23 protein-coding genes and 1 tRNA gene are annotated in these 23,841 nt (G+C 63.0%); 11 read left to right on the top strand and 13 right to left on the bottom strand.

The window, feature by feature from the left end; translation table 11 throughout:
• Positions 1–7: 7 nt before the first annotated feature.
• From purD to BDK88_RS14270, 4 genes are all read right to left on the bottom strand, one after another.
• The gene (gene purD, locus BDK88_RS14285; RefSeq protein WP_130501010.1) at positions 8–1,300 is read right to left on the bottom strand and encodes a phosphoribosylamine--glycine ligase; all 1,293 of its coding nucleotides are present in this window, start codon (positions 1,298–1,300) and stop codon (positions 8–10) included.
• Between the two features lie 127 nt (positions 1,301–1,427).
• A complete protein-coding gene (locus tag BDK88_RS14280; protein ID WP_130501009.1) occupies positions 1,428–2,240 on the bottom strand; it encodes a hypothetical protein in 813 nt (270 codons plus the stop codon).
• A 125-nt stretch (positions 2,241–2,365) separates the two neighbouring features.
• Positions 2,366–2,980 (bottom strand): hypothetical protein, encoded by a 615-nt coding sequence (locus BDK88_RS14275; RefSeq protein WP_130501008.1) that lies wholly within the window; start codon positions 2,978–2,980, stop codon positions 2,366–2,368.
• The gene (locus BDK88_RS14270) at positions 2,977–3,564 is read right to left on the bottom strand and encodes a hypothetical protein (RefSeq protein ID WP_130501007.1); all 588 of its coding nucleotides are present in this window, start codon (positions 3,562–3,564) and stop codon (positions 2,977–2,979) included. The genes BDK88_RS14275 and BDK88_RS14270 overlap by 4 nt, the downstream gene beginning before the upstream one ends.
• A 104-nt stretch (positions 3,565–3,668) precedes the next feature.
• On the opposite strand from BDK88_RS14270, the gene thyA reads away from it, so the two are divergent.
• The 6 genes from thyA to BDK88_RS14240 all read left to right on the top strand — a co-directional run bounded on the left by thyA (position 3,669) and on the right by BDK88_RS14240 (position 12,882).
• On the top strand, positions 3,669–4,685 hold the full coding sequence (gene thyA / locus BDK88_RS14265) for a thymidylate synthase (protein ID WP_130501006.1): 1,017 nt from the start codon (positions 3,669–3,671) through the stop codon (positions 4,683–4,685).
• Entirely contained in the window at positions 4,682–5,224 is a 543-nt protein-coding gene (locus BDK88_RS14260; RefSeq protein WP_130501005.1) for a dihydrofolate reductase, read from the top strand. Before thyA ends, BDK88_RS14260 begins: the two co-directional genes overlap by 4 nt.
• Positions 5,225–5,905: 681 nt before the next feature.
• Positions 5,906–6,340: a calcium-binding protein gene (locus BDK88_RS14255; protein ID WP_130501004.1), complete on the top strand. Its 435-nt coding sequence runs from the start codon at positions 5,906–5,908 to the stop codon at positions 6,338–6,340.
• 655 nt (positions 6,341–6,995) lie between these two features.
• A complete protein-coding gene (locus tag BDK88_RS14250) occupies positions 6,996–7,595 on the top strand; it encodes a twin-arginine translocation signal domain-containing protein (protein WP_130501003.1) in 600 nt (199 codons plus the stop codon).
• Positions 7,596–7,841: 246 nt separating this feature from the next.
• Positions 7,842–10,577 (top strand): aconitate hydratase AcnA, encoded by a 2,736-nt coding sequence (gene acnA / locus BDK88_RS14245; protein WP_130501002.1) that lies wholly within the window; start codon positions 7,842–7,844, stop codon positions 10,575–10,577.
• Between the two features lie 106 nt (positions 10,578–10,683).
• A complete protein-coding gene (locus BDK88_RS14240; RefSeq protein ID WP_130501001.1) occupies positions 10,684–12,882 on the top strand; it encodes a thioredoxin domain-containing protein in 2,199 nt (732 codons plus the stop codon).
• 35 nt (positions 12,883–12,917) lie between these two features.
• On the opposite strand, the gene BDK88_RS14235 is transcribed toward BDK88_RS14240, so the two are convergent.
• Positions 12,918–13,304 carry a TlpA family protein disulfide reductase gene (locus BDK88_RS14235; RefSeq protein WP_130501000.1) on the bottom strand — a complete coding sequence of 129 codons (387 nt, stop codon included), beginning with the start codon at positions 13,302–13,304 and terminating at the stop codon, positions 12,918–12,920.
• A gap of 82 nt (positions 13,305–13,386) precedes the next feature.
• Positions 13,387–15,018, bottom strand: coding sequence for a globin-coupled sensor protein (locus tag BDK88_RS14230; protein WP_130500999.1), 1,632 nt, complete (start codon positions 15,016–15,018; stop codon positions 13,387–13,389).
• 185 nt (positions 15,019–15,203) lie between these two features.
• On the opposite strand from BDK88_RS14230, the gene BDK88_RS14225 reads away from it, so the two are divergent.
• Together BDK88_RS14225 and BDK88_RS14220 are read left to right on the top strand one after the other, a co-directional pair.
• Positions 15,204–16,187, top strand: coding sequence for a PLP-dependent cysteine synthase family protein (locus BDK88_RS14225; protein ID WP_130500998.1), 984 nt, complete (start codon positions 15,204–15,206; stop codon positions 16,185–16,187).
• 101 nt (positions 16,188–16,288) lie between these two features.
• Positions 16,289–17,044 (top strand): hypothetical protein, encoded by a 756-nt coding sequence (locus tag BDK88_RS14220; protein ID WP_242611676.1) that lies wholly within the window; start codon positions 16,289–16,291, stop codon positions 17,042–17,044.
• 69 nt (positions 17,045–17,113) lie between these two features.
• Here the strand turns inward: BDK88_RS14220 and BDK88_RS14215 are convergent, their stop codons facing one another.
• From BDK88_RS14215 to BDK88_RS14205, 3 genes are all read right to left on the bottom strand, one after another.
• Positions 17,114–17,632 (bottom strand): DUF5804 family protein, encoded by a 519-nt coding sequence (locus tag BDK88_RS14215; RefSeq protein ID WP_130500996.1) that lies wholly within the window; start codon positions 17,630–17,632, stop codon positions 17,114–17,116.
• A gap of 450 nt (positions 17,633–18,082) precedes the next feature.
• A tRNA-Ser gene (locus BDK88_RS14210) sits at positions 18,083–18,166 on the bottom strand.
• Positions 18,167–18,207: 41 nt separating this feature from the next.
• Positions 18,208–18,948: a DUF2064 domain-containing protein gene (locus BDK88_RS14205; RefSeq protein WP_130500995.1), complete on the bottom strand. Its 741-nt coding sequence runs from the start codon at positions 18,946–18,948 to the stop codon at positions 18,208–18,210.
• A 110-nt stretch (positions 18,949–19,058) separates the two neighbouring features.
• On the opposite strand from BDK88_RS14205, the gene BDK88_RS14200 reads away from it, so the two are divergent.
• Complete coding sequence (locus tag BDK88_RS14200) at positions 19,059–19,277, top strand: hypothetical protein (RefSeq protein ID WP_130500994.1); 219 nt, start codon at positions 19,059–19,061, stop codon at positions 19,275–19,277.
• Positions 19,278–19,305: 28 nt separating this feature from the next.
• On the opposite strand, the gene BDK88_RS14195 is transcribed toward BDK88_RS14200, so the two are convergent.
• The 3 genes from BDK88_RS14195 to BDK88_RS14185 all read right to left on the bottom strand — a co-directional run bounded on the left by BDK88_RS14195 (position 19,306) and on the right by BDK88_RS14185 (position 21,606).
• Complete coding sequence (locus BDK88_RS14195; protein WP_130501060.1) at positions 19,306–19,908, bottom strand: uracil-DNA glycosylase; 603 nt, start codon at positions 19,906–19,908, stop codon at positions 19,306–19,308.
• 127 nt (positions 19,909–20,035) lie between these two features.
• Complete coding sequence (locus BDK88_RS14190; RefSeq protein ID WP_130500993.1) at positions 20,036–21,109, bottom strand: Mrp/NBP35 family ATP-binding protein; 1,074 nt, start codon at positions 21,107–21,109, stop codon at positions 20,036–20,038.
• Between the two features lie 176 nt (positions 21,110–21,285).
• Entirely contained in the window at positions 21,286–21,606 is a 321-nt protein-coding gene (locus BDK88_RS14185; protein WP_008010020.1) for a hypothetical protein, read from the bottom strand.
• A 115-nt stretch (positions 21,607–21,721) separates the two neighbouring features.
• Between BDK88_RS14185 and BDK88_RS14180 the strand changes: the two genes are divergently transcribed.
• Together BDK88_RS14180 and BDK88_RS14175 are read left to right on the top strand one after the other, a co-directional pair.
• Positions 21,722–22,045 carry a DUF5783 family protein gene (locus BDK88_RS14180; RefSeq protein ID WP_130500992.1) on the top strand — a complete coding sequence of 108 codons (324 nt, stop codon included), beginning with the start codon at positions 21,722–21,724 and terminating at the stop codon, positions 22,043–22,045.
• Positions 22,046–22,125: 80 nt separating this feature from the next.
• Entirely contained in the window at positions 22,126–22,977 is an 852-nt protein-coding gene (locus tag BDK88_RS14175) for a translation initiation factor eIF-2B (protein WP_130500991.1), read from the top strand.
• Here the strand turns inward: BDK88_RS14175 and BDK88_RS14170 are convergent.
• Positions 22,974–23,669 (bottom strand): ThuA domain-containing protein, encoded by a 696-nt coding sequence (locus tag BDK88_RS14170; protein ID WP_130500990.1) that lies wholly within the window; start codon positions 23,667–23,669, stop codon positions 22,974–22,976. The two genes, BDK88_RS14175 and BDK88_RS14170, sit on opposite strands and share 4 nt — an antisense overlap.
• Positions 23,670–23,841 lie beyond the last annotated feature (172 nt).

Below are 23,841 nucleotides of genomic sequence, written 5' to 3'. Positions count from 1 at the left end.
CGCGGTCTTACTCGCCGCGGAGGTCGTTCATGTGGTCGATCCGGCGCTGAACGAGGTCGGCCTTGCCGATGTCGTGGCGCATGTGCAGCCCTTCGTCACCGGCAACCGCGAGCGCGTCTTCGGCGATCTCCTCGGCCTCGCTGATCGAGTCGGCGACACCGACGACGGCGAACGACCGGGAGGTCGTCGTGTAGATGCCGTCGTCGCGCTCGTCGACACTGGCATAGTACAGCAGGGCGTCGCCCGCGCTCTCCTCGTCGACCTGCACCTTCGCGCCGGCCTCGGGGTCCGTCGGATACCCCTCCGGCACGGCGTACTTACAGACCGTTGCCTTGTCGGCGAACTCGAGTTCGGGCGGGGCCTCGCCGTCCCGTGCCGCGGTGAGTACGTCGAGGAAGTCAGTCTCGAGGACAGGCAGCGTGTTCATCGCCTCGGGGTCGCCAAAGCGGGCGTTGAACTCGATGACACGGGGGCCGGTCTCGGTCAGCATAAACTGGCCGTAGAGGATGCCGCGGTAATCCTCAAGGGCGTCGACGGTTGCCTCGATGATCGAGACGGCCTCCTCGTAATCGTCGTCACTCATGAACGGGAGTTCGTTCGTCGCAGCGGAGTAGCTCCCCATACCGCCCGTGTTGGGCCCCTCGTCGCCCTCGTAGGCGCGTTTGTGGTCCTGCACTGCGGGTGCGGTCTCGAACGCGCCGTTGGCCACAAAGGCCTGAATCGTCACTTCCTCGCCGATCAGCCGTTCCTCGAGGACGATCCGGTCGTAGTCCGACTCGCGGATGTATTCTTTGCCCTCCTCGGGGGTAACCTGATCGCCGATGACCTTGACACCCTTGCCACCAGTGAGGCCGGCGGGTTTGATCGCGAGGTCGCCGTCGTACTCGTCGATAAACTCGCAAGCGGCGTCCATGTCGTCGAACGTCTCGAAGTCCGGACAGCCGGGAATGTCGTTGTCGGCCATAAAGCGGCGCTGGAAGGCCTTGTCTGTCTCGATGCGGGCGTCGGCTTCCTTCGGGCCGAAGGCATAGATGCCCGCGTCCTCGAGTGCGTCCGCGATGCCGGCCTCAAGCGGCGCTTCGGGACCGATCACGGCCAGCGTCGCGTCGACTTCCTCGGCGTAGTCGACGACGGCATCGGGATCGGTCGTCTCGAGCGTCTCGAACCCGGCTGCGATGCGGGCGATGCCGGGGTTTTTGTTGCCAGCACAGGCATAGAGGTCGGCCTCGCTATCCTCGAGCGCGCGGGCGATGGCGTGTTCGCGGCCGCCACCCCCGATCAACAGAACGTTCTCTCGCATGGTCGATAGCGGAACGCACGAACCTGTAAGCGTTGCTCTTTCGGCGGCCGGAAGTATCCACGTTCATGTGGTATTCGTCCGAAAATGGACGCGTTCGACGCCGCCGGCGCAGATAACACGTCGTCGGTCACGTCCCAGTGCGGAGGAACTCGTCGTCGAAGGTGAGACTGTCCTCGTCGACGGGGCTGAACTCGGCAGCCACGAGATTGCCGGCCGGATCGAAGATTTCGGATTCGTCGCGCATCACGTAGAGCTGTCCCGTGTTCGTCCCCGCAGCCTCCTGGGGAAAGAGGAGGAAGCGCTGGTTCGTGCCAAGGTACCTGGCGTGGACAGTGTTGTAATCGGTAAACAGACCGCTCTGTTCGACGTCTTGGGGAACCCAGCCCTGCGCGCCGGAGGTGATCTCGAACAGCGCACTCGAGTAGAAGTCGTCTGGACGGACGGCCGCCTCGCCACCCTCGCCCTCGAAGTACTCGAAGTCCTCGTCCTCCTCCATTTTGAAGGGCAGATCCGCCTGCGTGACCGGTCGGTACTCGACCCGAATGAGGTTCGCGGCCGGAAGTTCCGGCGCTTCCGATCCCAGTCGGTCGTCGAAGACGTAGACCTGCCCACGCTCGACCTGTGCGTTCGGTGGCAGGAAGAGGTATCCCTCCTCGTTCGTGTTGAAGTACTCGATGACGCGCACGCTGTGATTCCGTACCGGCTCCTCGTTTTGTACCACGGGGGCGTTCTCGAGTGGCGGTGAGACGACCCTGAAGATCGCACCGGAGAAGTACGTCTCGCGGGTGGAGATCGCGTCCTGGAAGGACGCGTCAGCTGCTTCGTCTCCGGATTCCTGGGCCGTCGTACTCCCCGTCACTCCGAACGCAAGCGCGCCCACGGTCGCCGCACCCGTCCCGATGAATCGGCGTCGCGTCTCGAAGCGTGGTGTGTCAGTCATTGTAATCAGCCGCCTTTTCGGCCGTTCCTTCAGCCCGTCTGTGGATATGTTTCGGGCCGGAGTTTGCAGCCATCTCTGAGCGACTGGTGTCTCGACGGTCTCGAGACGCAGACGGCGGCGACCGGTTACTGATCGGCAGTGGACCGGAGTCGATCTCGGAGGAAGCCGACGAGACCGCCGACGTGGCCTGCCCCCCAGATCGCTACGATCAGGCCTCCGATCGCGTTGAACACGAAATCGGTAGCGATGTCGTCGACTCCGTAGACGGGAACCAGATCGCCAAGAGCGTATTCGAACACTTCCCACAGGACGCCGGCAGCGAGGACGAAGACGACGATGAACAGTGATCGAAACGCCGACGGGACCGCCACGTCATCAGAGTGAAGCTCGAGCGCCCGGAACGAGGCGTACCCGAACCCGGCGACGACGATCGACGACACAGTGTGTGTCACCTCGTCGTACCACTGATACTGCCGGTAGATGCCAATCGAGCCGAGTGAGTGGAGGAAGACAGCGGCAGTGATCCAGAGGACGAGCCCGGCGTCCATCGCGTACCCGTATTCACGCCGCAGAACCGCTGGCAAGAGTGTGACGCCGAGCGCGAGTCCCGCCGTCACGGAAACCGAAGCCCGCCCCGTCACCGTGCCGTAGCCGATCAGTCCGACCAGTGCGAGCTGTAGCAGCCATACGAGACGTCGCTCCCAGGTGTCGGACACATCGAGTAGATCGCCGAGCGTCATGTCGACCCCGCGCTGTTCGTGGCTCGAGTGACGGTTCCGGCGGGTTCGAATCGCATGAGATACCACTCGAAGAGCCCGCCTAGGACGAAGCCGACGAGCGTGACGACGACGAGATCCTGCTGGAGTTCGGTCTGCGATCGCAGAAACGCAGTTCCGAACCAGCGATCCGAGAAGAACTGGGCGACGGTCCAGAGCGCCTGCAGCGCCATCGTCGTCATGACCGCGAAGGCGACGGCGAAGCGACGGCTCAGCTCGACCGACGTGAAGACCTCGAGTTCGACGACGACCACGAGCGCCAGCGTCGCGACGATGAGATACCCCGCGGCTTCGGGATCCAGCCCAACCGCCCTGGCGATCACGGCGATCGCAGCGACCGACAACACGGGCCAGGGGAGCATCGCCGTCCAGTCGCGGGTCGCCAGCGCCGGCAGCGATGCCACGACGACGACCAGCAGCGCGAGCCCGCGCCAGAGGACGGAAGCCGTGAAAACACCCTCGACGGCACTCAGCGCTACGACGGCGAGCAGCGTCCATCCGAGGGCAGCGTTCGCTCGCTGTCCGTGGACGAGGTCCTCGAGCGTCACCACTACTAGTGACACACGGTCGGACTAAAGTCCGGAGCCGGCACAACAACCGTCGGGCGGACGAAACGCGGCCGTTTTTATCGGGCGGACAAAACCCACGTACAATGCAACAGTACCTCGAGCTCGTCGACACGGTCCTCTCCGATGGCACCTACAAGCCAAACCGGACCGGCGTCGACACGATTTCGTCGTTCAGCGAGCACTACGAGGTCGACCTACAGGACGGGTATCCGCTGTTGACGACCAAAGAGATGGACGGCTATCGCTGGAACTCGATGCTTCACGAGGTCTGCTGGTATCTCTCCGGCGAGGAACACATCCGGAACCTCCGCGAGGAGACCAAGATCTGGGACGCGTGGGCTGACGATGAGGGCCGACTGGATACGGCCTACGGTCGCTTCTGGCGGCGATATCCGATTCCCGAAGATGACGCCCAACTCGAGGGCGAGACCTGGCCCGACGCGGCCCACCGGTGGGTCACCGAGGAAGCTGACGGCCGACGGACCTTCGACCAACTGCAGTACGTGATCGATACGCTTTCCGAGTCGCCGAACTCCCGTCGGCTCGTTGTCAACGCCTGGCAGCCAGCCAACGCAGCCGTTTCGACGCTCCCGCCCTGTCACTACTCGTTTGTTTTCAACGTGCAGGGAGATCAGCTGAACTGCCATCTCACCCAGCGGTCGGGTGATACCGCGCTCGGAATCCCGTTCAATATCGCGGCCTATTCGTTGCTCACGAAGGTAATCGCCCAACAGACCGGCTTCGAACCCGGCACGTTCGCCCACACCGTCGTCGACGCCCACGTCTACTGCGGGCGTGGCGCACGCGGGGAGTGGTACGCCGACAACCTCGAGACGCTGCAATCGAAGGTTGCGGCAGTCGACGACCGCGAGGAGTACCTCGAGATCAAAGCATGGCTCGAGTCGGAGGCTCCGCCCGAAGACGAGGGTGACGAACGGCTCGATCACGTGCCCGGCCTGCTCGAGCAACTCTCCCGGGAGCCACTCGAGCGCCCGACGCTCGAGGTGGCGGATGTCTCGATCGACGACTTGAGCTACGACGATGTCGCACTTCGGGACTACGAGTCACACGACGGCATCGAATTTTCGGTGGCCGAATGAGCGGGGATCGAAACGGATCCCCACTGGAGACCGACCGCGAACTCGTCGCGATCGTCGCCGTCGCCGACAACGGCGTGATCGGCAAGGACGGCGACATGCCCTGGCACATCCCCGCCGATCTCCGGCACTTCAAGGCGACGACGATGGACCATCCGGTCATCATGGGCCGAGTGACCTACGAGGGGATTCTCGAGACGCTCGGCGAACCGTTGCCCGGCCGGACGACGATCGTGCTGACGAGTCGGGACCTCGAGACGCCAGACAACGCCGTCGTCGCGCACGATCTCGCGGACGCGCTCGAAACGGCCGAGGCCGCTGCACAGGAGCGCCACGGCGACGCCGACCGGATCTTCGTCGCCGGCGGCGCGACGGTGTACGAGCAGTTCCTGCCAGCGGTCGATCGGCTGATCGTCACCGAGGTTCACGACGACCCGGACGGCGATACGTATTTCCCGAACTGGGATCGAAACCCGTTTCGAGAAGTGTCGCGAGACGAACGTGACGGGTTCGCGTTCGTGGAGTATACCCGGCAGGAATAACGGGTCGCTGATAGTTGTATTCGGTCACAACAGTCGGTGGCTGCTCCACCGAGAGGAACGGACACGGTGGAAACGAGATCGAACCACTGTGGTGCGTTTACGACGACACAATCGCCCATTTTGAGCGCCAACCTACACCGTCTCATGCAGCTCAAGCCCGTCGGACAGCAGTCGCCTCGACAGCGGTCACGAACGGCAGTCACTGCTGATGGGACTGCTGGCTGAGAGCAGTGGTCGATGATTGTCACTCGAGCCTGTAAACGACGACGTCCCGTACGCCGAAGTCCGTATTACCGTTTCAGGCGAGTGCCCGAAGAAAGTCATTGTTTCGCTAGATAAATCGAAGTGCCACCGTTGCCGTCGTGTCCCCGTCTGAGTCGGCAACGCGCCGTAATCACGTCTCTCTGGAGGACCATCGTGACCGAGTTGGCCCGAAATGGTGTCCCGCTAGTACTGTGTGTGATCAGTACGAACCCCACTCCAATGGTTGTTACATTGGTATTTAGTATCGCAGCAGGCTCTTGCTTGGCAGAGCAGTTCCTGCTGGAACCGTATGACAGAGATGCCTAATAGCTCAGTTCTTCGAGTATAGGTGGCCTTAGATGATGAAACAATGGTGATAGCTTATGGAAAATTAGGTCAAGAATCGTCCACCCCGATAGGGGAGCACAGGTGAGAGACATGAACGATAACGATACTGAACAAGTAGATAAATCGAGATATTCGCTCGTGAAAAAAGGGGCACTCGCCACGACGGCGCTTGCCATTGGTGCAGGCGCGACGTCGGGGACTGCCGCCGCTCAGGACGACGAGAATGACACGGTGGTGGTGTTCGGAGATCACTACCGACCTGGCGTCGACTTCGATGTCATCTCGGAGTTGAACCCACAAACGAGAGATGAATTGATCGACGATTCCGGGGCGGCAGACGACGTGTTTGACGAACCGGACGACTGGGACGCATATATCATCGACTACGATATTGGTGAAGAAGCCCCGGCGTGGGGAATCCTGCTGACGGAAGAGGTTGACCTCGATGTCGGCGACAGCGAGACGATGGGGGAAAACGGACAGTTCCGTGACTCTGCACTGGATCTGGTCGAGGCCACTCTGTGATCCCCCGCTGACCTAGTCGAGCGTTTCTTTTTATTGTCATATATGCGCGCACGACAGCTGTGCGATCGAGTGTGCAGTGACGGTCAATGGCTACGATAGTGACGCGACGTTCGCTTCCGTTGATAGAGACTCGATCGACCCACAGTCGAACGACATCGGGCGCGTCGATAGTTCGTCGGTACTCGAGAGCCACTGCAGAACGCCTATCGATCGGTGAACACTCATAGATCGTGACCAGTTCTCCATGTTGATTTTCGCACAGACAGTCCACGGAAATCAGTTGTTTTACTATATGAAACGTTGCAGTCATCTCATCGCCAGTGTCGCAAAGAGCCAGAGCAACCGATGCAAATCCCGGCGTTGCGTCTCGTCATGTGGGACCCATCGTAGTCGAGTCGGATCACGCTCGACTTCCATTAGTCACAACCATTACCTGACCGAAGTGTGGGCTTCGACGCCCGTTTCGGTGGATAAACAACCATTGCTGACATCTTTCTCCCGAAATGTCGTGAAGTGCCGAAATACGGCCGTATAGGCGCATGAAGCTCGTATTTCGTGACTTCAATTCGTCTTAGGCAGTGAAACAATGGGGCTGACTTATGCGAAAATTGGGTCAAGGACTGTCCACCCCGAACAGGGGACTTAGGTGAGAGACATGACAGATGACGATAGCGGACTATTCGACGACTCACGGCGTTCGTTCATGAAGAAAGGAGCGGCCGCCACGACGGCACTCGCCCTTGGCGCAAGCGCAACGGCCGGGACGGTTTCCGCCCAGGAAGCCGACGGCGTTGTGCTCGTGTACGGCGATGACTACCAGCCTGGCACTGACTTCGAGGTCATCTCGGAGCTGAACACCCAGACGAAAGAAGACCTGATTGAAAACTCCGGAGCGGAGGACGATGTGTTCGACGATCCGGACGACTGGGATGCGTACATCATCAGTTACGATACGGGCACTGACGCCCCGGACTGGGGCTTCCTGCTGTCGGAGGAAGTCTCCCTCAGTTCCGGCGACAGCGAGACGATGGGTGAAGACGGTGAATTCCGTGCACCTGCAGTGGACCTGATCGAGGCGACCCCCGGTGAAACCGCCAACGGCGGTAACGGCGACAACGGCGACAACGGCGACAACGGCGACAACGGCGACAACGGTGGTAACGGCGACATGGGCACAGACGGTGGCGACGGCGGTGACGGCGGTGGAGCCGGTGGCGGCGGCAACGAAACCGGTGCCGGTGGCGGCGGAAACTAACGCGACACACCGACCTGTTTTTTAGCGCGTGGCCGAACACGCCACTGCTCGAGAGACAACTTGCCGATCGATGTGACAGTTGCCACGTGACGATCGGCAGTGAGTTATGTTAGCAGAAACTACATTTGTCAATTGATGGTGACCCACAACCACGACACTGTAACACATTCTGATTGGCGGAGGGTATATAATGGTTCTTCAGACAATTCTCGGGAGATTGAAAACCCCCCGGTTCGAAGGCGACGTATGGCAATCGACCAGTTCTCGGATGCGATCCGGGAATTCGAACACGACGGTGAAACGTACAAGATGGCGGATCTTACGGTTCTCGAGGAGCAGGGCCTCTGTGACCTCGATAAGATGCCCGTGAGCATCCGCATTCTGCTCGAGTCGGTGCTGCGCAACGCCGACGGCGAGACGATCGACGCCGACGCCGTCCGCGCGGCGGCGTCCTGGGAACCCGACGTGCCGGACGCCGAGGTTCCGTTTACGGTCTCGCGGGTCGTCCTGCAGGACCTGACGGGTGTGCCGGCGGTCGTCGACCTCGCGGCGCTGCGCTCTGCGGCCGACCGCAAAGGCGTCGACCCGACGGTCGTCGAACCCGAAGTCCCCTGTGACCTCGTGATCGACCACAGCGTGCAGGTCGACCACTTCGGCAGCGAGGACGCCTACGAGAAGAACGTCGAGATCGAGTACGAGCGCAACGAAGAGCGCTACCGCGCGATCAAGTGGGCCCAGCAGGCGTTCGACGAGTTCAACGTCGTCCCGCCGGGAACGGGGATCGTCCACCAGGTCAACCTCGAGCACCTCGGTCGCGTCGTCCACGAGCGCGAAGTCGACGGCGAGCAGTGGCTCGTCCCCGACACGCTCGTCGGCACTGACAGCCACACCCCGATGATCGGCGGCATCGGTGCCGTCGGCTGGGGTGTCGGTGGCATCGAGGCCGAGGCCGCACTGCTCGGCCAGCCGATCAACATGAGCCTGCCGGAAGTCGTCGGTGTCCGCCTGTCGGGCGAACTCCCCGACGGCGCGACCGCGACCGACCTCGTGCTCCACATCACGGAGAAGCTCCGTCAGGTCGGCGTTGTCGACAAGTTCGTCGAGTTCTTCGGCCCCGGCGTCTCCGAACTCTCGGTCGCCGACCGCGCGACCATCTCGAACATGGCCCCCGAACAGGGCTCGACCATCAGTATGTTCCCCGTCGACGAGAAGACCCTCGAGTACCTCGAGCTGACGGGTCGCGACCCCGACCACATCGAACTCGTCAAAGAGTACCTCGAGGCGCAGGGCCTCTTCGGCGAGCAGGACCCCGAATTCACCGAGGTCGTCGACTTCGATCTCGGCGAGGTCGAACCCAGCCTCGCGGGCCACAAGAAGCCCCACGCCCGCATCCCGATGGGCAATCTCGACGAGCACTTCCCGACGCTGCTCGAGGAGCAGGGCGTCATCCCCTCGGGTGCTGCCGAAAGCGACGGCGGCCTCGTCGCCGAGGAGACGCCCGATCTCGACGAGAAGGTTCCCGTCGAACTCGAGGACGGCACCGAGATCGAGATCGGCCACGGCGATATCCTCGTCAGCGCGATCACGTCCTGTACGAACACCTCGAACCCGTCCGTGATGGTCGCGGCCGGCCTGCTCGCACGCAACGCCGCAGAGCAGGGACTCGAAGTGCCTGAGTACGTCAAGACCAGCCTCGCGCCCGGTAGCCGCGTCGTCACGGAGTATCTCGAGCGTGCAGACCTGCTCGACGATCTCGAGGAACTCGGCTACCACGTCGTCGGCTACGGCTGTACGACCTGTATCGGTAACGCCGGTCCGCTGCCGGAGCCAGTCGAGGAAGCCATCGACGAACACGACCTCTGGACGACGAGCGTCCTCTCAGGCAACCGCAACTTCGAGGCTCGTATCCACCCCAAGATCAAGGCCAACTACCTCGCCAGCCCGCCGCTGGTCGTCGCCTACGGTCTCGCAGGTCGCATGGACATCGACCTCGAAGAGGAGCCGATCGGCACCAACGACGAGGGCGAGGAGGTCTACCTCGAGGATGTCTGGCCGGACACCGAGGAAGTCCGCGAGACGATCCACGACAGCGTCTCCCCCGAAATGTTCGAGGAGAAGTACTCGAGCATCTACGAGGGCGACGAGCGCTGGGAGGCACTCGACGCGCCAACCGGCGAGGTCTACGACTGGGACCCAGAGTCGACGTACATCCGCGAGCCGCCGTTCTTCCAGGACTTCCCGCTCGAGGAACCCGGCGTCGACAACGTCGAGGACGCCCGCGCGCTGCTCACGCTCGGTGACACCGTCACGACCGACCACATCAGCCCCGCTGGACCGTTCAGCGAGGACCTGCCCGCCGGCCAGTGGCTCAAAGAGCGCGGCGTCGAACCGTACGAGTTCAACACCTACGGCTCGCGCCGTGGCAACCACGAAGTCATGATGCGTGGCACCTTCGCGAACGTCCGCATCAAAAACGAGCTGCTCGACGGCAAGGAGGGTGGCTACACGATCCACCACCCAACCGACGAGGAGACCACCGTCTTCGAAGCCTCCGAGCGCTACCGCGAAGAGGACACGCCGCTGATCGTCATGGCCGGCGAGGAGCTCGGTACTGGCTCGAGCCGTGACTGGGCCGCGAAGGGGACCGACCTGCTCGGGATCCGCGCGACCATCGGCAAGAGCTACGAGCGCATCTACCGTGACAACCTCATCGGCATGGGCGTCCTGCCCCTGCAGTTCAAAGACGGCGAGGGCTGGGAGGAACTCGGCCTCGAGGGCGACGAGTACTTCGAGATCGAAGGCCTCGAGGACGGCCTCGAGCCCAACGCCGAGCTGACCGTGACCGCAGAGGACGACGACGGCGAGACGACCGAATTCGAGGTCACCGCACAGGTCGACACGCCGATGGCAGTCGAGTACGTCGAGAACGGAGGCGTGCTCCACCTCGTGCTCCGTCGCCTGCTCAACGAAGAGCTGCAGTAACGGACACGAATCCACGTCTCATAGCAACTCGATTTTTTGCCGCTTTCGCTGTCTCGAGAGTGGGTTGTACGTCGGGCTTTTAGGACAGACAGCCGTACGTATTCGTATGACCACTCCTACCCAGCGCAACCGGCTCGACGAGGAGGAGAGTCCGTATCTGCGCCAGCACGCCGACAACCCCGTCAACTGGCAGCCGTGGGACGAGCAGGCCCTCGAAACGGCACGCGAACACGACGTGCCGATCTTCCTCTCGATCGGCTACTCGGCATGTCACTGGTGCCACGTCATGGAAGAAGAGAGCTTCGCCGACGAGGCGGTCGCCGACGTACTCAACGAGAACTTTGTCCCGATCAAGGTCGACCGCGAGGAACGCCCCGACATCGACAGCATCTACATGACCGTCTGCCAGCTCGTCTCCGGACAGGGCGGCTGGCCGCTGTCGGCATGGCTCACCCCAGAGGGCAAGCCGTTCTTCATTGGGACCTACTTCCCGCGGGAGGGGAAACGGGGCCAACCCGGCTTTCTCGACCTCTGTGAGCGGATCAGCGACTCCTGGGCAAGCGCCGAGGACCGCACCGAGATGGAGAGCCGCGCCGAACAGTGGACCGACGCCGCGAAAGATCGGCTCGAGGAGACCCCAACCGAAGATGCCGACACCGACGCATCCGCAGGGCCACCCTCGAGTGCAGTCCTCGAGACGGCTGCCGACGCGATCGTCCGCAGCGCCGACCGGCGATGCGGCGGCTTCGGCTCGAGCGGTCCGAAGTTCCCCCAGCCATCGCGCTTGCGCGTCCTCGCGCGGGCACACGATCGAACTGACGATGACGAGACAGCATACCGCGAGGTGCTCGAGGAGACGCTCGACGCGATGGCTGCCGGCGGGCTCTACGACCACGTCGGCGGCGGCTTCCATCGCTACTGTGTCGACCGGGACTGGACGGTGCCCCACTTCGAGAAGATGTTGTATGACAACGCCGAGATCCCGCGTGCGTTTCTGGCTGGTTACCAGCTCACTGGCGAGAATCGCTACGCCGAGGTCGTCGGCGACACCCTCGAGTTCGTCGAGCGGGAGTTGACCCACGACGACGGCGGCTTCTTCAGCACCCTCGACGCCCAGAGCGAATCGCCCGAAACCGGCGAGCGAGAAGAGGGCGCGTTCTACGTCTGGACACCCGACGAGGTCCACGACGTCATCGAGCACGAACCCGACGCTGCCCTCTTTTGCAAACGCTACGATATCACCGAATCAGGCAACTTCGAGGGACGGAGCCAGCCCAACCGCGTGACGCCAGTGTCGGAACTGGCCGTCGGCTTCGACCTCGAGGAAAGCGAAGTCCTGAAGCGACTCGACTCGATCCGCCAACAGCTGTTCGAGGCCCGCGAGGAGCGACCACGCCCCAACCGCGACGAGAAGATACTCGCGGGCTGGAACGGGCTGATGATCTCGACCTACGCCGAGGCGGCGCTCGTACTGGGTGAGGATGACTATGCTGAGACTGCCGTCGACGCCCTCGCGTTCGTCCGCGATCGGCTCTGGGACGACGACGAGCAACGGCTGTCGCGGCGATATAAAGATGGAGACGTGGCCGTCGACGGCTATCTCGAGGACTACGCCTTCCTCGCACGCGGGGCACTGGACTGCTATCAGGCCACCGGCGAGGTCGACCACCTTGCCTTTGCGCTCGAGCTCGCACGGGTCATCGAAGCCGAGTTCTGGGACGCGGATCACGGCACGCTCTACTTTACCCCTGCAAGCGGCGAGTCACTGGTCACCCGGCCCCAGGAACTGAGCGACCAGTCGACGCCCTCTGCGGCCGGCGTGGCGGTCGAGACCCTCCTTGCACTCGACGAGTTCGCGACGGAGGACTTCGAGGAGGTCGCCGCGACCGTCCTCGAGACCCACGCGAACACGCTCGAGGCGAACGCACTCGAACACGCGACGCTGTGTCTCGCCGCTGACCGGCTCGAGTCGGGTGCACTCGAGGTAACGGTCGCGGCGGACGACCTGCCGAACAGGTGGCGCGACCGGTTCACGTCGCGATACTTCCCTGATCGGCTGTTCGCACTGCGGCCCCCGACCGAGGACGGGCTCGAGGTGTGGCTCGACCGATTGGATCTGGCGGACGCACCGCCGATCTGGGCCGGTCGCAAGGCTCGCGACGGCGAGCCGACGCTGTACGTCTGTCGGAATCGAACGTGTTCGCCGCCGACCCACGACGCCGACGAGGCCCTCGCGTGGCTCGACGGCGAGGGCGCTCCCGAAGGGGGGACCACTCAGAGTCAGGGCACCGACGCGCCGTTTTAGGAACCCCAATCAGAGCCGGCTGCAGACGTGGGGGCTCAGGCCGCGTCGCTCTCGAGGGCGGCCTCGAGTTCGTCGGCAAGCCAGACCGCGGGCGGGACCGCTTCGTCCTCGACGAAGCGGGCCACTTCCTCGCCGTCGTCGGTTTCGACGACGACCGTTGGGATGTACTCGATGTCGTACTCATCGACGCCGGGGCCCTGTTTGTCCTGATCGAGGGTGAACGTCTCGATTCGGTCGTCGGGAACCGCGGCGGCCTCGAGTGCGGCCCCGAAATCGGGCAGCAGGGCGCGACAGTCCTTACACCAGTCGCCGCCCCAGACCTTGTACACTAGTTCGTCGCTGTGTGCTGCGAGCGTGTCGACCGCGTCCTCGTAGCTGGCCGCATCCCACGTGGGGTTTGGCCGCATGGTCTCGAGACTCATGGGCGGTGCTTGCGGTGGGAGTCGCTTAACTGCCTCGCTCGCGGGACGGAACGCTCACAGTACCCGTTCCAGCGAGTGCTGACTAACGAATGCCGTACCGTTCTCGGCGTTGGTCGCCCCGCTCGGATAACTCGGTCACGACGGATTCGACTGTCTCGACTTTCGAGAACTGCTCTTCGATTGCGGCGGTGACCCGCTCGAGATCGTTGCTGATCGACTGGATTTCGTCGTCGATTGCATCGAGCCGTGCGACCATCTCCTGTGTGTTCGACGCCTGATCGTCGACGAGCGACGAGAGTTCGCGGACGTCGTCTGTAAAGGTGGTTACGCTCTCCTGAACGTCGTCGATTGCCTCGTAGACGGCCGAACTTCGCTCGAGATTGCGCTCGAGCCGTTGGTGATTTTCATCGACCGCCTGACGCGTTTCATCAGTCTGCTCACGGAGGGCCGCGACGCGCTCGTCGGCCGCTTTCGTCTGGCGCTGTATCGTCTCGGAGAGCTGTTGGAACTCGTCGGCGACGACGGTGAAACTATCGTCAGGTCGCGAGCGACTGGCCTCGACGTTCGCGTTGACCGCGAGCGTCTTCGTCTTCTCTGCAGCCTCGCCGATCACGTCGTGAATGTCGTCGAGTTCGTCGAGCGTCTCCTCGAGCGTCTCGAGCTCACGGGCGGCGTGTGCTTCGGCGTCGGTGGCGTCCTCCATCGACTCGAGCAGCTGTTCGCAGTGGTCTTCGCCGGTTTCGACGCGATCGAGGAGTCCCTCGCCCTCGAGAATCGACTCCGTGGTCGTTGCGAGTTGCTCGATTGCGACGCTGATCTCTTGCATGTCCGACGACGCCAGTTGCGTCTGTTCGGATTGTCGTTCGACGGAGCGATTGATGTCATCGACGTTCTGTCCGATCGCTTCGCCAGCCGTCGAAATGTCCTGCATCGAGTGTGACACTCTGTTCGTGACGTGCTGTTGATGCTCGAGAAGATCCTCGACGCTCGAGTAGGAGTCGATGTAGGTGTCGATCGCGACCTGCATGTCGAGATTGATGATCTTCAAAATCGAGTGGAGTTCGTCGATGCGCTCGTCGATGCGATCTGAGAGTTCGTCCTCGAGTTCTTCGATCGTCGTTTCGAACGCCTCGTCGTCATCAGTATCGGTGCCGCCACGACCCAGCAGCGATGACAGTCGGCCTGTGCTCTCATCGTCGTCGTCCTGTCGCTGTGCCTGCCGATCGATCGCCGCCCTGATCGCCTCCGAGATGTCCGACTGAATCCGTTCCGAGATAATCGGGAGTAGGAGGTTATAATAGACGCCGTACTGGCCGATATAGTGTTTCATCGGCATCTCGAGCATGTCGTGTAGCTTTCCGATCCGGGCGCGGTTCTCGAAGTAGCCCTGATCGTAGTCCCCCGTCGCGAGAGTCACCAGATACATTTTCTGGGACCACTTGAGTTGCTCGACACTTCGCGGCGACCGATCGAGGATCTCACGGACTTGGGGGTTGTCCTCGATTTTCTCGTAGAACATCTCCGCGACGTCGTCGCCACGGAGGTTGAACGTCTCCTCGTATCGGCGGAGTCGCTCAATGTCGTCGTCGGTAAAATCGATGTACTGCTTTCGCCATTCGATTTCGTCCTCGGTGAGTCCGATTCGGTCGACAAGATCTCCCGCATCGACGTTGCTACTGTATCCAACGGAGCCAAACTGAGGCGTTTCCCCCATAAAAATACAACAGAAAATCATGCATAAATAGATGCTGGCTACACAAGTGGCACACAAGTGGACACAACAGCAGCAAGCGGAGAGACGCGATCGAGGGATGAACCGTTTTGCCCGGCAGTATGACCACCGGCACGTCCTGCCTGCGTCCAGCATGGGTTTACGTCTCCACTGCTTACGGCTCACCAATGAAAGGGAGTATCCTGGACACCATCGGTTCGCCGCTCGTTCAGGTCGATTCACCGGATGGCGTGACAGTCGCCGCGAAGATCGAATCGTTCAACCCCGGCGGCTCGGCCAAGGACCGGCCGGCCCGCGAGATGATTCGGGCCGCCGAACGCGACGGTCTGATCGAACCCGGCGATTGGCTCGTCGAACCGACGAGCGGCAACACCGGTATCGGACTCTCGCTCGTCGCAGCCGCCCGTGATTACGACCTGACGATCGTCATGCCTGCCAACAAGTCCAAGGAGCGCCGCCAGATCATGGCCGCCTACGGGGCCAACCTCGAGTTAGTCGATGGCGACATGTCCGACGCCCGCGAGCGCGCCGACGAACTCGAGGCAGAGGGCGCGATCCAACTGGGGCAGTTCGAGAACCCGGCGAACCCCGAGGCCCACTACAAGACGACCGGCGAGGAAATCGTCGAACAGGTCGGCGACCGCGAGGTCGACGCCTTTGTCGCCGGCGTCGGCACCGGCGGCACGCTCTCGGGCACCGGCCGACGGCTTCGCGAGGAGTTCCCCGACATGGAGATCATCGCCGTCGAACCCGAACGCAACGCCGTCCTCTCGACCGGCGAGTCCGGCGACGACGATTTCCAGGGGATGGGGCCCGGCTTCGTCAGCGACAACCTCGATCGCGATCTGATCGACCGCGTCGAGACGGTGCGACTCGAGAACGCCGAAGACGAGTGTCGCCGCCTCGCCCGCGAGGAAGGCGTCCTCGTGGGCCAGTCCAGCGGCGCGACGAGTCTCGTCTCCCAGCGGATCGCCAGCGAAATGGCCGATCCCAGCCTCGAGTGCCCGACAGTGCCGTCGGCCTTCGACGATGTCGACGAAGCGGCCACCTCCGAAACCGACGGCGGACAGCAAGCCGACGACTGCCCGCTGGTCGTCACCGTCTTCTGGGATAGCGGCGAGCGGTATCTCTCGACCGGACTCTTCGACTGAGACCGTTCAAGCAAACGAAAAGAACTGTTTTACCTAGCCGAACCGCCTTTAGGTCGCTCGGCATACCGACAGTCACAATGACACGTCTCTCCAGACGGACTATGCTGTGTGCTACGACGGCAGCAATCGGCCTCTCGGCCGGCTGTCTCGCCGACGACGCGTCACAGCCAGCCGATGACGATGGCGACGACGCGACCGACGACGACAACGGCTCACCGACGGACGGCTCCGAAGACGACCCCGACCCCGTCGGCAACGCGATCGAGGACTTGCCGGACGGACTGGCCGAGGGCCGGACGCTGACGTACCAGTCGCCCGCCTCGAGTGAGCCCGACATAACGGTCCTGCGGGATGCCGAGAGAGCGACAGAGTGGCTCGACGAACGAGAGTCGCTGCACAACGCCGACGCGGTTGCCACGTTCATCGATGCAACCGACTTCGAGACGTCGATTCTCGTCTCGCTCTCAGACGAGGCACCTACCCCGTGTTACGAGGTGGTTCTCGAGGCGATCACCATCGAGACGGACGAGAGCGGCGACAGCGACAGTTCTGCCGGTGAAACCGAGACGAGCGGCAGTGACGAGCACAGTGCCGCCGAAGACGAGGCACTCGTCCTCGAGGCAGCCGTCCGTGAGACGGCCGACGATCAGGTCTGTGCGCAGTCGATTACGACCGTTGGCCGACTCGTTCGCGTGACCTTCGAGTCGGAACCGCTGACGACGGTTTCGGCCACGCTCGTCGGTCACGATGGGTCAACGTACGGTGCCACGATGGGCAGCGACAGTGGCTCCGCGTCCGCGAGTTCGAGCGTCGGGTCCGAGGGCACCGGCAGTGAAAGCCAATCGTCCGATTCGTAGCCGTTAGCTCGGGGGTTTTGTTCCGGTCGCCACCGGTGCGCTCGAGCGACACCGTGACCCCGACCGGGATCACGTAAATTCGGCTTCAGTCACGCGGACGACGAGGGTGTCTTCGACGTCCCGAAGGTCGTACGCCGGGAGCTCGCCGTCAGTCCGGCGGACGTACAGCGGTTCGACGAGCCGATCAGTCGGCCCGCCAGCGGTTTCGCTGTCGTCGCCCGAGTCTGTGTCTCCATCGTCGTCGTCCGCGTTGATCGGCTCGAGGCCATAGACCTTGCAGAATTCGGCCGTCTCGGCGGGCTCGACGTCGCCGTTTCGAAGCTGGGTCGCAAGCGGCCGTGACAGCCACTCCGTGTCGCTGACGCTTGGTTCCTGGACGAGCGCCTCGTCGACGAACCGCGTGAGATACCAGTCGAGATCGTTCAGCAGCGAGACCGCAGCACCGACGCTGACCGTCCGCAGCGCAATGGCGTTCTCGAATGGGCGCGTTAAGTCGTAGGTCGCAAGCGCCTCTCGAGCCGTTTCCCGGGAGAGCAGTTCGTACTGAAGGGTGCTCTCGGCCTCGCCGAGCAGACAGACGCGGGTCACTACGCTGTGGTGTGTGCGACGGTGTAATGTTGGTTTCGGCTTTCCGATGAATTACGGGTTCGGCCCCGAGGCGTCGCTGGTTTTGATCGGGTATCGGTGCTGGCTCGCGCGTTCACGAGCGACGCGAACAAGCACGTCGTAGCAGTGGCGGGTGGGGATGGGATTTGAACCACGCCCAGACGTGCTCGTGGTTCGAGAGAGCGAAGCTCTCTCGTCATCACGAAAGACGCGAAGCGTCTTTCGAACGACTTCGCTGCGCGCGACTGGTCTCGTTCAAATCCATGACCTCGCTGTCGCTCACGGAGTTGTTCGCGACAGCAACGGTGGGGATGGGATTTGAACCACCAGAACGTCGGTCGCGTCGCTCCCTCGTTCCGTCGTTCAAATCCATCGTTTCGTTTTCCGCTCGAGAGACTCCTCTCTCTGTTCGTCGTATTCTCTCGCTGAAAACGGTGGGGATGGGATTTGAACCCATGAGGCTTGACAGCCACCTGCTCTCAAGGCAGGCGCGTTAGGCCGCTCTGCCACCCCACCTCACTCTCTGATTTAGCACACGTTCAAAAAGAGTTGTCGGTCTAAACGCGCTCGAGGTCACCATCAGCACCCACCGCGATCCCCAGGTCGTCGATCAGGGCCGCCGTTGCCTCTGCCCCCGGCCGGTCGGCAGCCTGCCGAGCCTCGAGTCCGGCGATGGTCGCCTGCAACCCGGTCGGGGTAGCCACGGTCGAGAGCATAGGCGCGAATCCGACGCCGAGACCGTCGTCAGTTGCCTGCTGGGCTAACGTCGACAGTTCGGGTGTCGCGTACGCATCGGTGAAATCGATCGGTTCGGCGAAGCCAGCGAAGTAGGTCCCGCCCCGCTCGGCCGGGCCTAACACGACGTTGTGGCGACGGAGCGACATCGCCGCGCCGTCGATTTCCGTGCGAGCCACCAGGGGGGCTGTCGGCTCGAGCACGCCCACACTATCGGCTCCCTCGCGCTCGAGCAGGTGCGTGACGGTGTTGCCGACGCGAGCGGCGCGACTCGAGCCGACCTGGCGTTCGAATCGAACCTCTGCATCCTCGCCGAGCGCATCGAGCACAAGCGCGCGGACCTCGGCTTCGGGGTCGCCATCAGCGTGGGCGTCGGGCAGCGTGTCGGCGTCGCGGTAGTTGACCAGCAGGTCGCCGCCACTGGAGGCGACGGCCCACAACACGTCGGCGACGGCGACCTCGTAAAGCGAGACCGCCTCGGCGGCCGACAGCGGTGATTGCTCGACGAGCGACGAGAGCACGAGTCCCTCCCGCGGGGGCGCGACTGGAACGACGACGATCATACCAGCTACTCGGGGCGCGCAGTCCTTGAACGCGGCGCTTCCGGGGATCGAGCGCCCGACCATGACCCGCGATCGTGGCAAATTATAGTGGCGGAGCGCCTTCGACCGGTATGGACACGCTATCGATCGCCGGACTGCTCGGGACGCTCGTCGTCGCGGCGCTGGCAGCTATCGGTGTCTTCGGATTCGCAGACGGCACGCTCATTGCCGCATCCGGCGAGTACGTCACAGCGACGATCGGCGTCCTCGTCGTCGCGGTCGTCGCCGTCGGGGCACTGATCACACTCGGTGTGGGATCGAAACGCTGGCGGGCAAACCCCTACTGGTAATCGAACTCGAACGCGTCCGTTTCGACCGCTACCGTTCCTGCCGTCCTTTCGTCTGGCGATAATCCGTCGCCATCAGCTCTGCAAAGGCCTCGAGCCACGCCTGTGTCTGCTCGTCGGTCCCTTCTCGAGGGTCGATCATCGGGACGAGTTCGAACCCGCGCCCGCGGATTCGAGTGGCATGGCCGTCGGACAACGAGAGGTCTTCGGCCGGGGTCGTCGTGTATTCCGTTCCGAGTTCCGCGAGCGCGCGCTCGCCGACCGGGACGAGGATTTCGGGGTTGATCATCCGAATCTCGGCGTTGAGATAGGGTTCGCAGGTGATGACCTCCTCGTCGGTTGGCTCCCGGTCTGGATCGCGACAGCGAGTGAGCTGTGTCAGGTACACGTTCTCGAGAACGGGCTCGTCGGCCGGGGAGGTTACGTCACAGAGCCCGAGTCGCTCGAGAACTCGTCGCAGCCCGCCGTCACCGTCGCTGCCGCCCTCGCTGGCGAACGGAACGCCGACTTCGTCCGCCCGGGACGTCGGCCGTTCGCCGACAAACAGGAAGTCTGCGTCTACGTCGCCGTAGCCGTGGACGACCTGGGTGCGCGTCTCACAGAGTGCCGGACAGTTCTGGCACTCCTCGTCCATGCCGAAGGGGTTCGCTCGAGACTGTTGATTCGCGTCCACACTCGCCTCTCGAGTGGCAGGATGAAAAGCGACGCGCCCGGCGACGCCACAGCCGAGGCCGGCGGCCCCGGCCTGCCGGTGGCGGGTATCAGTCGGACGAGGCGGCTTCGCTGCGCCGGTACTGGGAGATGCCCTGCCGGTGGACGATGCCCGTATTGTTCGCGACGTTTTCGGTGATCGTCCGCAAGGCGTCGCTGGTTCCGTCCTCGTCTTTCAGCACCGTCGGCTTCCCACCATCACCGCCCTCGCGGACGGCCGGATCGAGCGGGATCGATCCGAGGAAGGGCAGGTCGTGTTCGTCGGCGAACTCCTCGCCGCCGCCGGAGCCGAAGATGTCGTGTTCGCCGCCACAATCGGGACAGGCAAAGGTCGACATGTTCTCGGCGATTCCGAGCACCACGGTATCGTGTTTGGCAAACATCTCGAGGCCTTTGCGGGCGTCGTCAAGCGCGACTTCCTGTGGCGTCGTGACGATGACCGCACCGGTGACGGGCATGGTCTGGAGCATCGTCAGCTGGGTGTCGCCAGTCCCCGGCGGGAGGTCGACGACGAGGTAGTCGAGATGGCCCCACTCGACGTCTTCCGTAAGCTGGGTGATGACCTTGTGGACCATCGGGCCGCGCCAGATGACGGGGTCGTCCTCGCCGGTGAGGAAGGCCATGCTCATCAGCTTCACGCCGTACTTTTCGGGCGGGACGAGGGTTTCGTCTTCGGTCGCCATCGGCGGCTCGTCGGCGTCGACCATCCGTGGGACGTTCGGTCCGTAGACGTCGGCGTCGAAGAGGCCGACGCGAGCCCCCAGTTGTGAGAGGCCGGCAGCGAGGTTGACCGCGACGGTTGACTTGCCGACGCCGCCTTTCCCGGAGGCGACGGCGATGACGTTCTTGACGTTCGGGAGCACCTGTTCCTCGCTCGAGAGGTCGTCACGATCGGGAATGCTTGCGGTCAGGTCCGGGTCGATCCCCTCGGCGGTCAGGACCTCGCGAATCTCGGCAGCGATGTTGCTCTCGGCCGGGGAGTAGGGCGCACCCAGCGCGAGATCGATGTCGACCTCGTCGCCGTCGACGCTGATGTCGTTGACGAGTCCAAGCGACACGATATCGTCGCCGAGTTCGGGATCGTCGACCGTCCGGAGACGGTCGCGTACGGCGGCTTCGTCCATGTCCGTAGGTACTGCCCGGCGTCGAAAAGGGTTGTGTTCGATTGAGGTGTCGCCGGAACGTCGCTCGAGACGAGAAAGTTGTCCACGGAAAACGTACCCGCCTATCGTCGGGCGCTCACTGGCGTGTGACCGGGCGTTGCTGCCCTGTTATGACCAGTCGTATGGGCAGCCGCGAGTCAGCCCTTGAAATCGAACCGCGGCCCGCCGTACGTCGGCGGGTCCGGCTCGAGTTCGACACCCTGCTCGTAGCGCACGAAGTTCAGATAGAACGGCCGGCCACAGCCCTCGACGGGTTCGCCCTCGAGGTCGGTAACTGGGCCGTCCTCGCCACAGAGGAACTCGATTCCATCCGCGTCCGCGAAGTCTTCGTCCGGACTTGCGTACTCCCAGCCCGGCTGGGGGATCGTGGTCACGGATCGATCCGCGAGATCCGGCTGGCGCTCGACGCTTACCACGGCTCCGCAGTGTGGACAGGTGTACCGGACGGTGACGGTCATCGACAGCACTAGGGACCTCGAGACCGTAAGCCTGCGGGCGGCGGTGATCGTGTGGCCGGGTGAGACAGCGTGTTCGTTCCAAACCGTTTACCCGATTGCGGATCCAGAAACGGCAATGACCGAGTTCGATCCCGAGAAGTTCGAGGAGAAATACGTCTACTACTTCGAGGAACTCGAGGCAGCGTACTCGAGTGCATACCAACACCTCCACGGTCAGTACGATTCGGCGGTGCTCCGCGCGATCGATCGGCAAGTGTTGAGCGAGAGCGAGCCGTGCTACGAGGGCGACGGCGAGTTCCGCGTCGAACTGCCGGAGAACCCACGCGAGCGGGTCGGGACGGTGGCAGACAACGCGCAGTTCGAGCCCGTCCTCGAGGCGTTCGTCGACCGAATCGAGGCCGAGTTGCGACAGCGATTCGAATTCGACGACACGGCATAAGATTCACGTCGAAAGTCACGTGACAGCGACGGGTGACAACACCCGGAACACCTTTGCCGTTGACGGAAAACCATCACAGTATGATCGACGAGACGGCCGAGGAAATCCAGGAGATGCAGACGCACAGCTCCTCGGTGGTTGCGGTCCGCGCAGCGCAGGCCCTCGAGGAACTGGTCGACCGCGAGTTCGCCACCGTCGAGGAATATACGCGGGCACTCGAGCGAAACGGCACCGTCCTGCGGCGCGCGAACTCCTCGCATGCCTCCCTGCAAAACGCTATCCGGGAGATCGTCGGCGACGTGACCGACGCCGAACCCGACAGCGTCGAAGACGCAAAACGACTCACGAGCGAGACGATCGACGAGGTCGTCGCACGGATCGAATCCGGCAAGCGGCTGGCGGCCGAAAATGCCGTTGACGTCCTCGAAGACGGCGCGACGCTGCTGACCCACGACTACTCCTCGACGGTGCTCGCGGCGATCGAGCAGGCAGTCGAGACCGGCAAGACGTTCGACGTCTACGTCACCGAGGCCCGACCGCGGTACATCGGGCGCAAGACCGCTCGGGCGCTATCCGACCTCGAGGGAGTTGACACGACGCTGATCACCGACAGTGCTCACGGGCTCTATCTCGAGGAGTGTGACCGGGTCGTCGTCGGCATGGACTGTATCGTCGACGACACCCTCTACAATCGCGTCGGCACGTTCCCGATCGCATCGACGGCCGACCGACTGGACGTCCCGGTGACCGTCCTCGGCTCGGCCTCGAAGCTCGTCGACGAGGGATTCGTCTTCGAAAACGAGTTCCGATCGGCCAGCGAGGTCATGGCCGAACCCGCCGAGGGGTTCGAGGTGGAAAACCCCGCCTACGACGCGACGCCGGTCGAATTGCTCGAGAGCGTCATTACGGACGAAGGTCGCCAGACCTTCTAGTCTCGCTCCCCGAACGTCCGCGGTGAGCCTTTGGTCGGGGCAGCCCACGCGACCGCATTGCGGAGTACCCGCTGGACCGCGTCGTTCTCGTAGATTGGATACGTTTCGTGGCCGGGACGGAAGTAGAAGATACGTCCCTTTCCGCGCCGGTAACAGCAGCCGCTCCGGAATACCTCGCCGCCCTCGAACCAGCTGACGAATACCAGTCGATCAGGTGCAGGAACGTCGAACGGCTCGCCATACATCTCCGTCGCAGGGAGTTCGATCGCTTCATCCAGCCCGTCGGCGATCGGATGGCCGGGATCGACCACCCAGAGGCGCTCGGTGCCGCCGTCCTCGCGGTATTGCAGGCTACAGGATGTCCCCATGAGCCGTTTGAAGGGCTTCGAGTAGTGACTCGAGTGAAGCGGAACGAATCCCATGCCCTCGAGGACGCGCTTCTGGACGCGATCGACGACCGCGTCGTCGACATCCTCGTGGGCGTCGTGGCCCCACCACAACAAGACATCAGTCGATGCGAGGACGTCGTCGGTGAGTCCGTGGGCTGGCTCCTCGAGTGTCGCGGTTCGAACCTCGTGGTCCGTGACAAGCGCGTCGGCGAGAGCCGCGTGGATTCCGTCGGGGTAGACGGCAGCGACCGCGTCGTCCGTTCGTTCATGGCGGAACTCGTTCCAGATGGTGACTGCGACCATGGCCACCCTGTCACCCTCCGACGGCTTATACTGTCGTCGAGTGGCGGTCGATCGGCGACCTGAAACGCCGAATAAGAAACCATATTCGTCCAATAGTGATGGTGGCAAGACTACAGTAGTATCATAATGCGTGAGATACAATATGTCTGCATAGATTAATCGGTCATAACCC

Origin of the sequence: Natrinema hispanicum, assembly GCF_004217335.1 — an archaeon.
GTDB lineage: Archaea > Halobacteriota > Halobacteria > Halobacteriales > Natrialbaceae > Natrinema > Natrinema hispanicum.
This window is presented reverse-complemented; position numbering and strand designations above follow the sequence as displayed.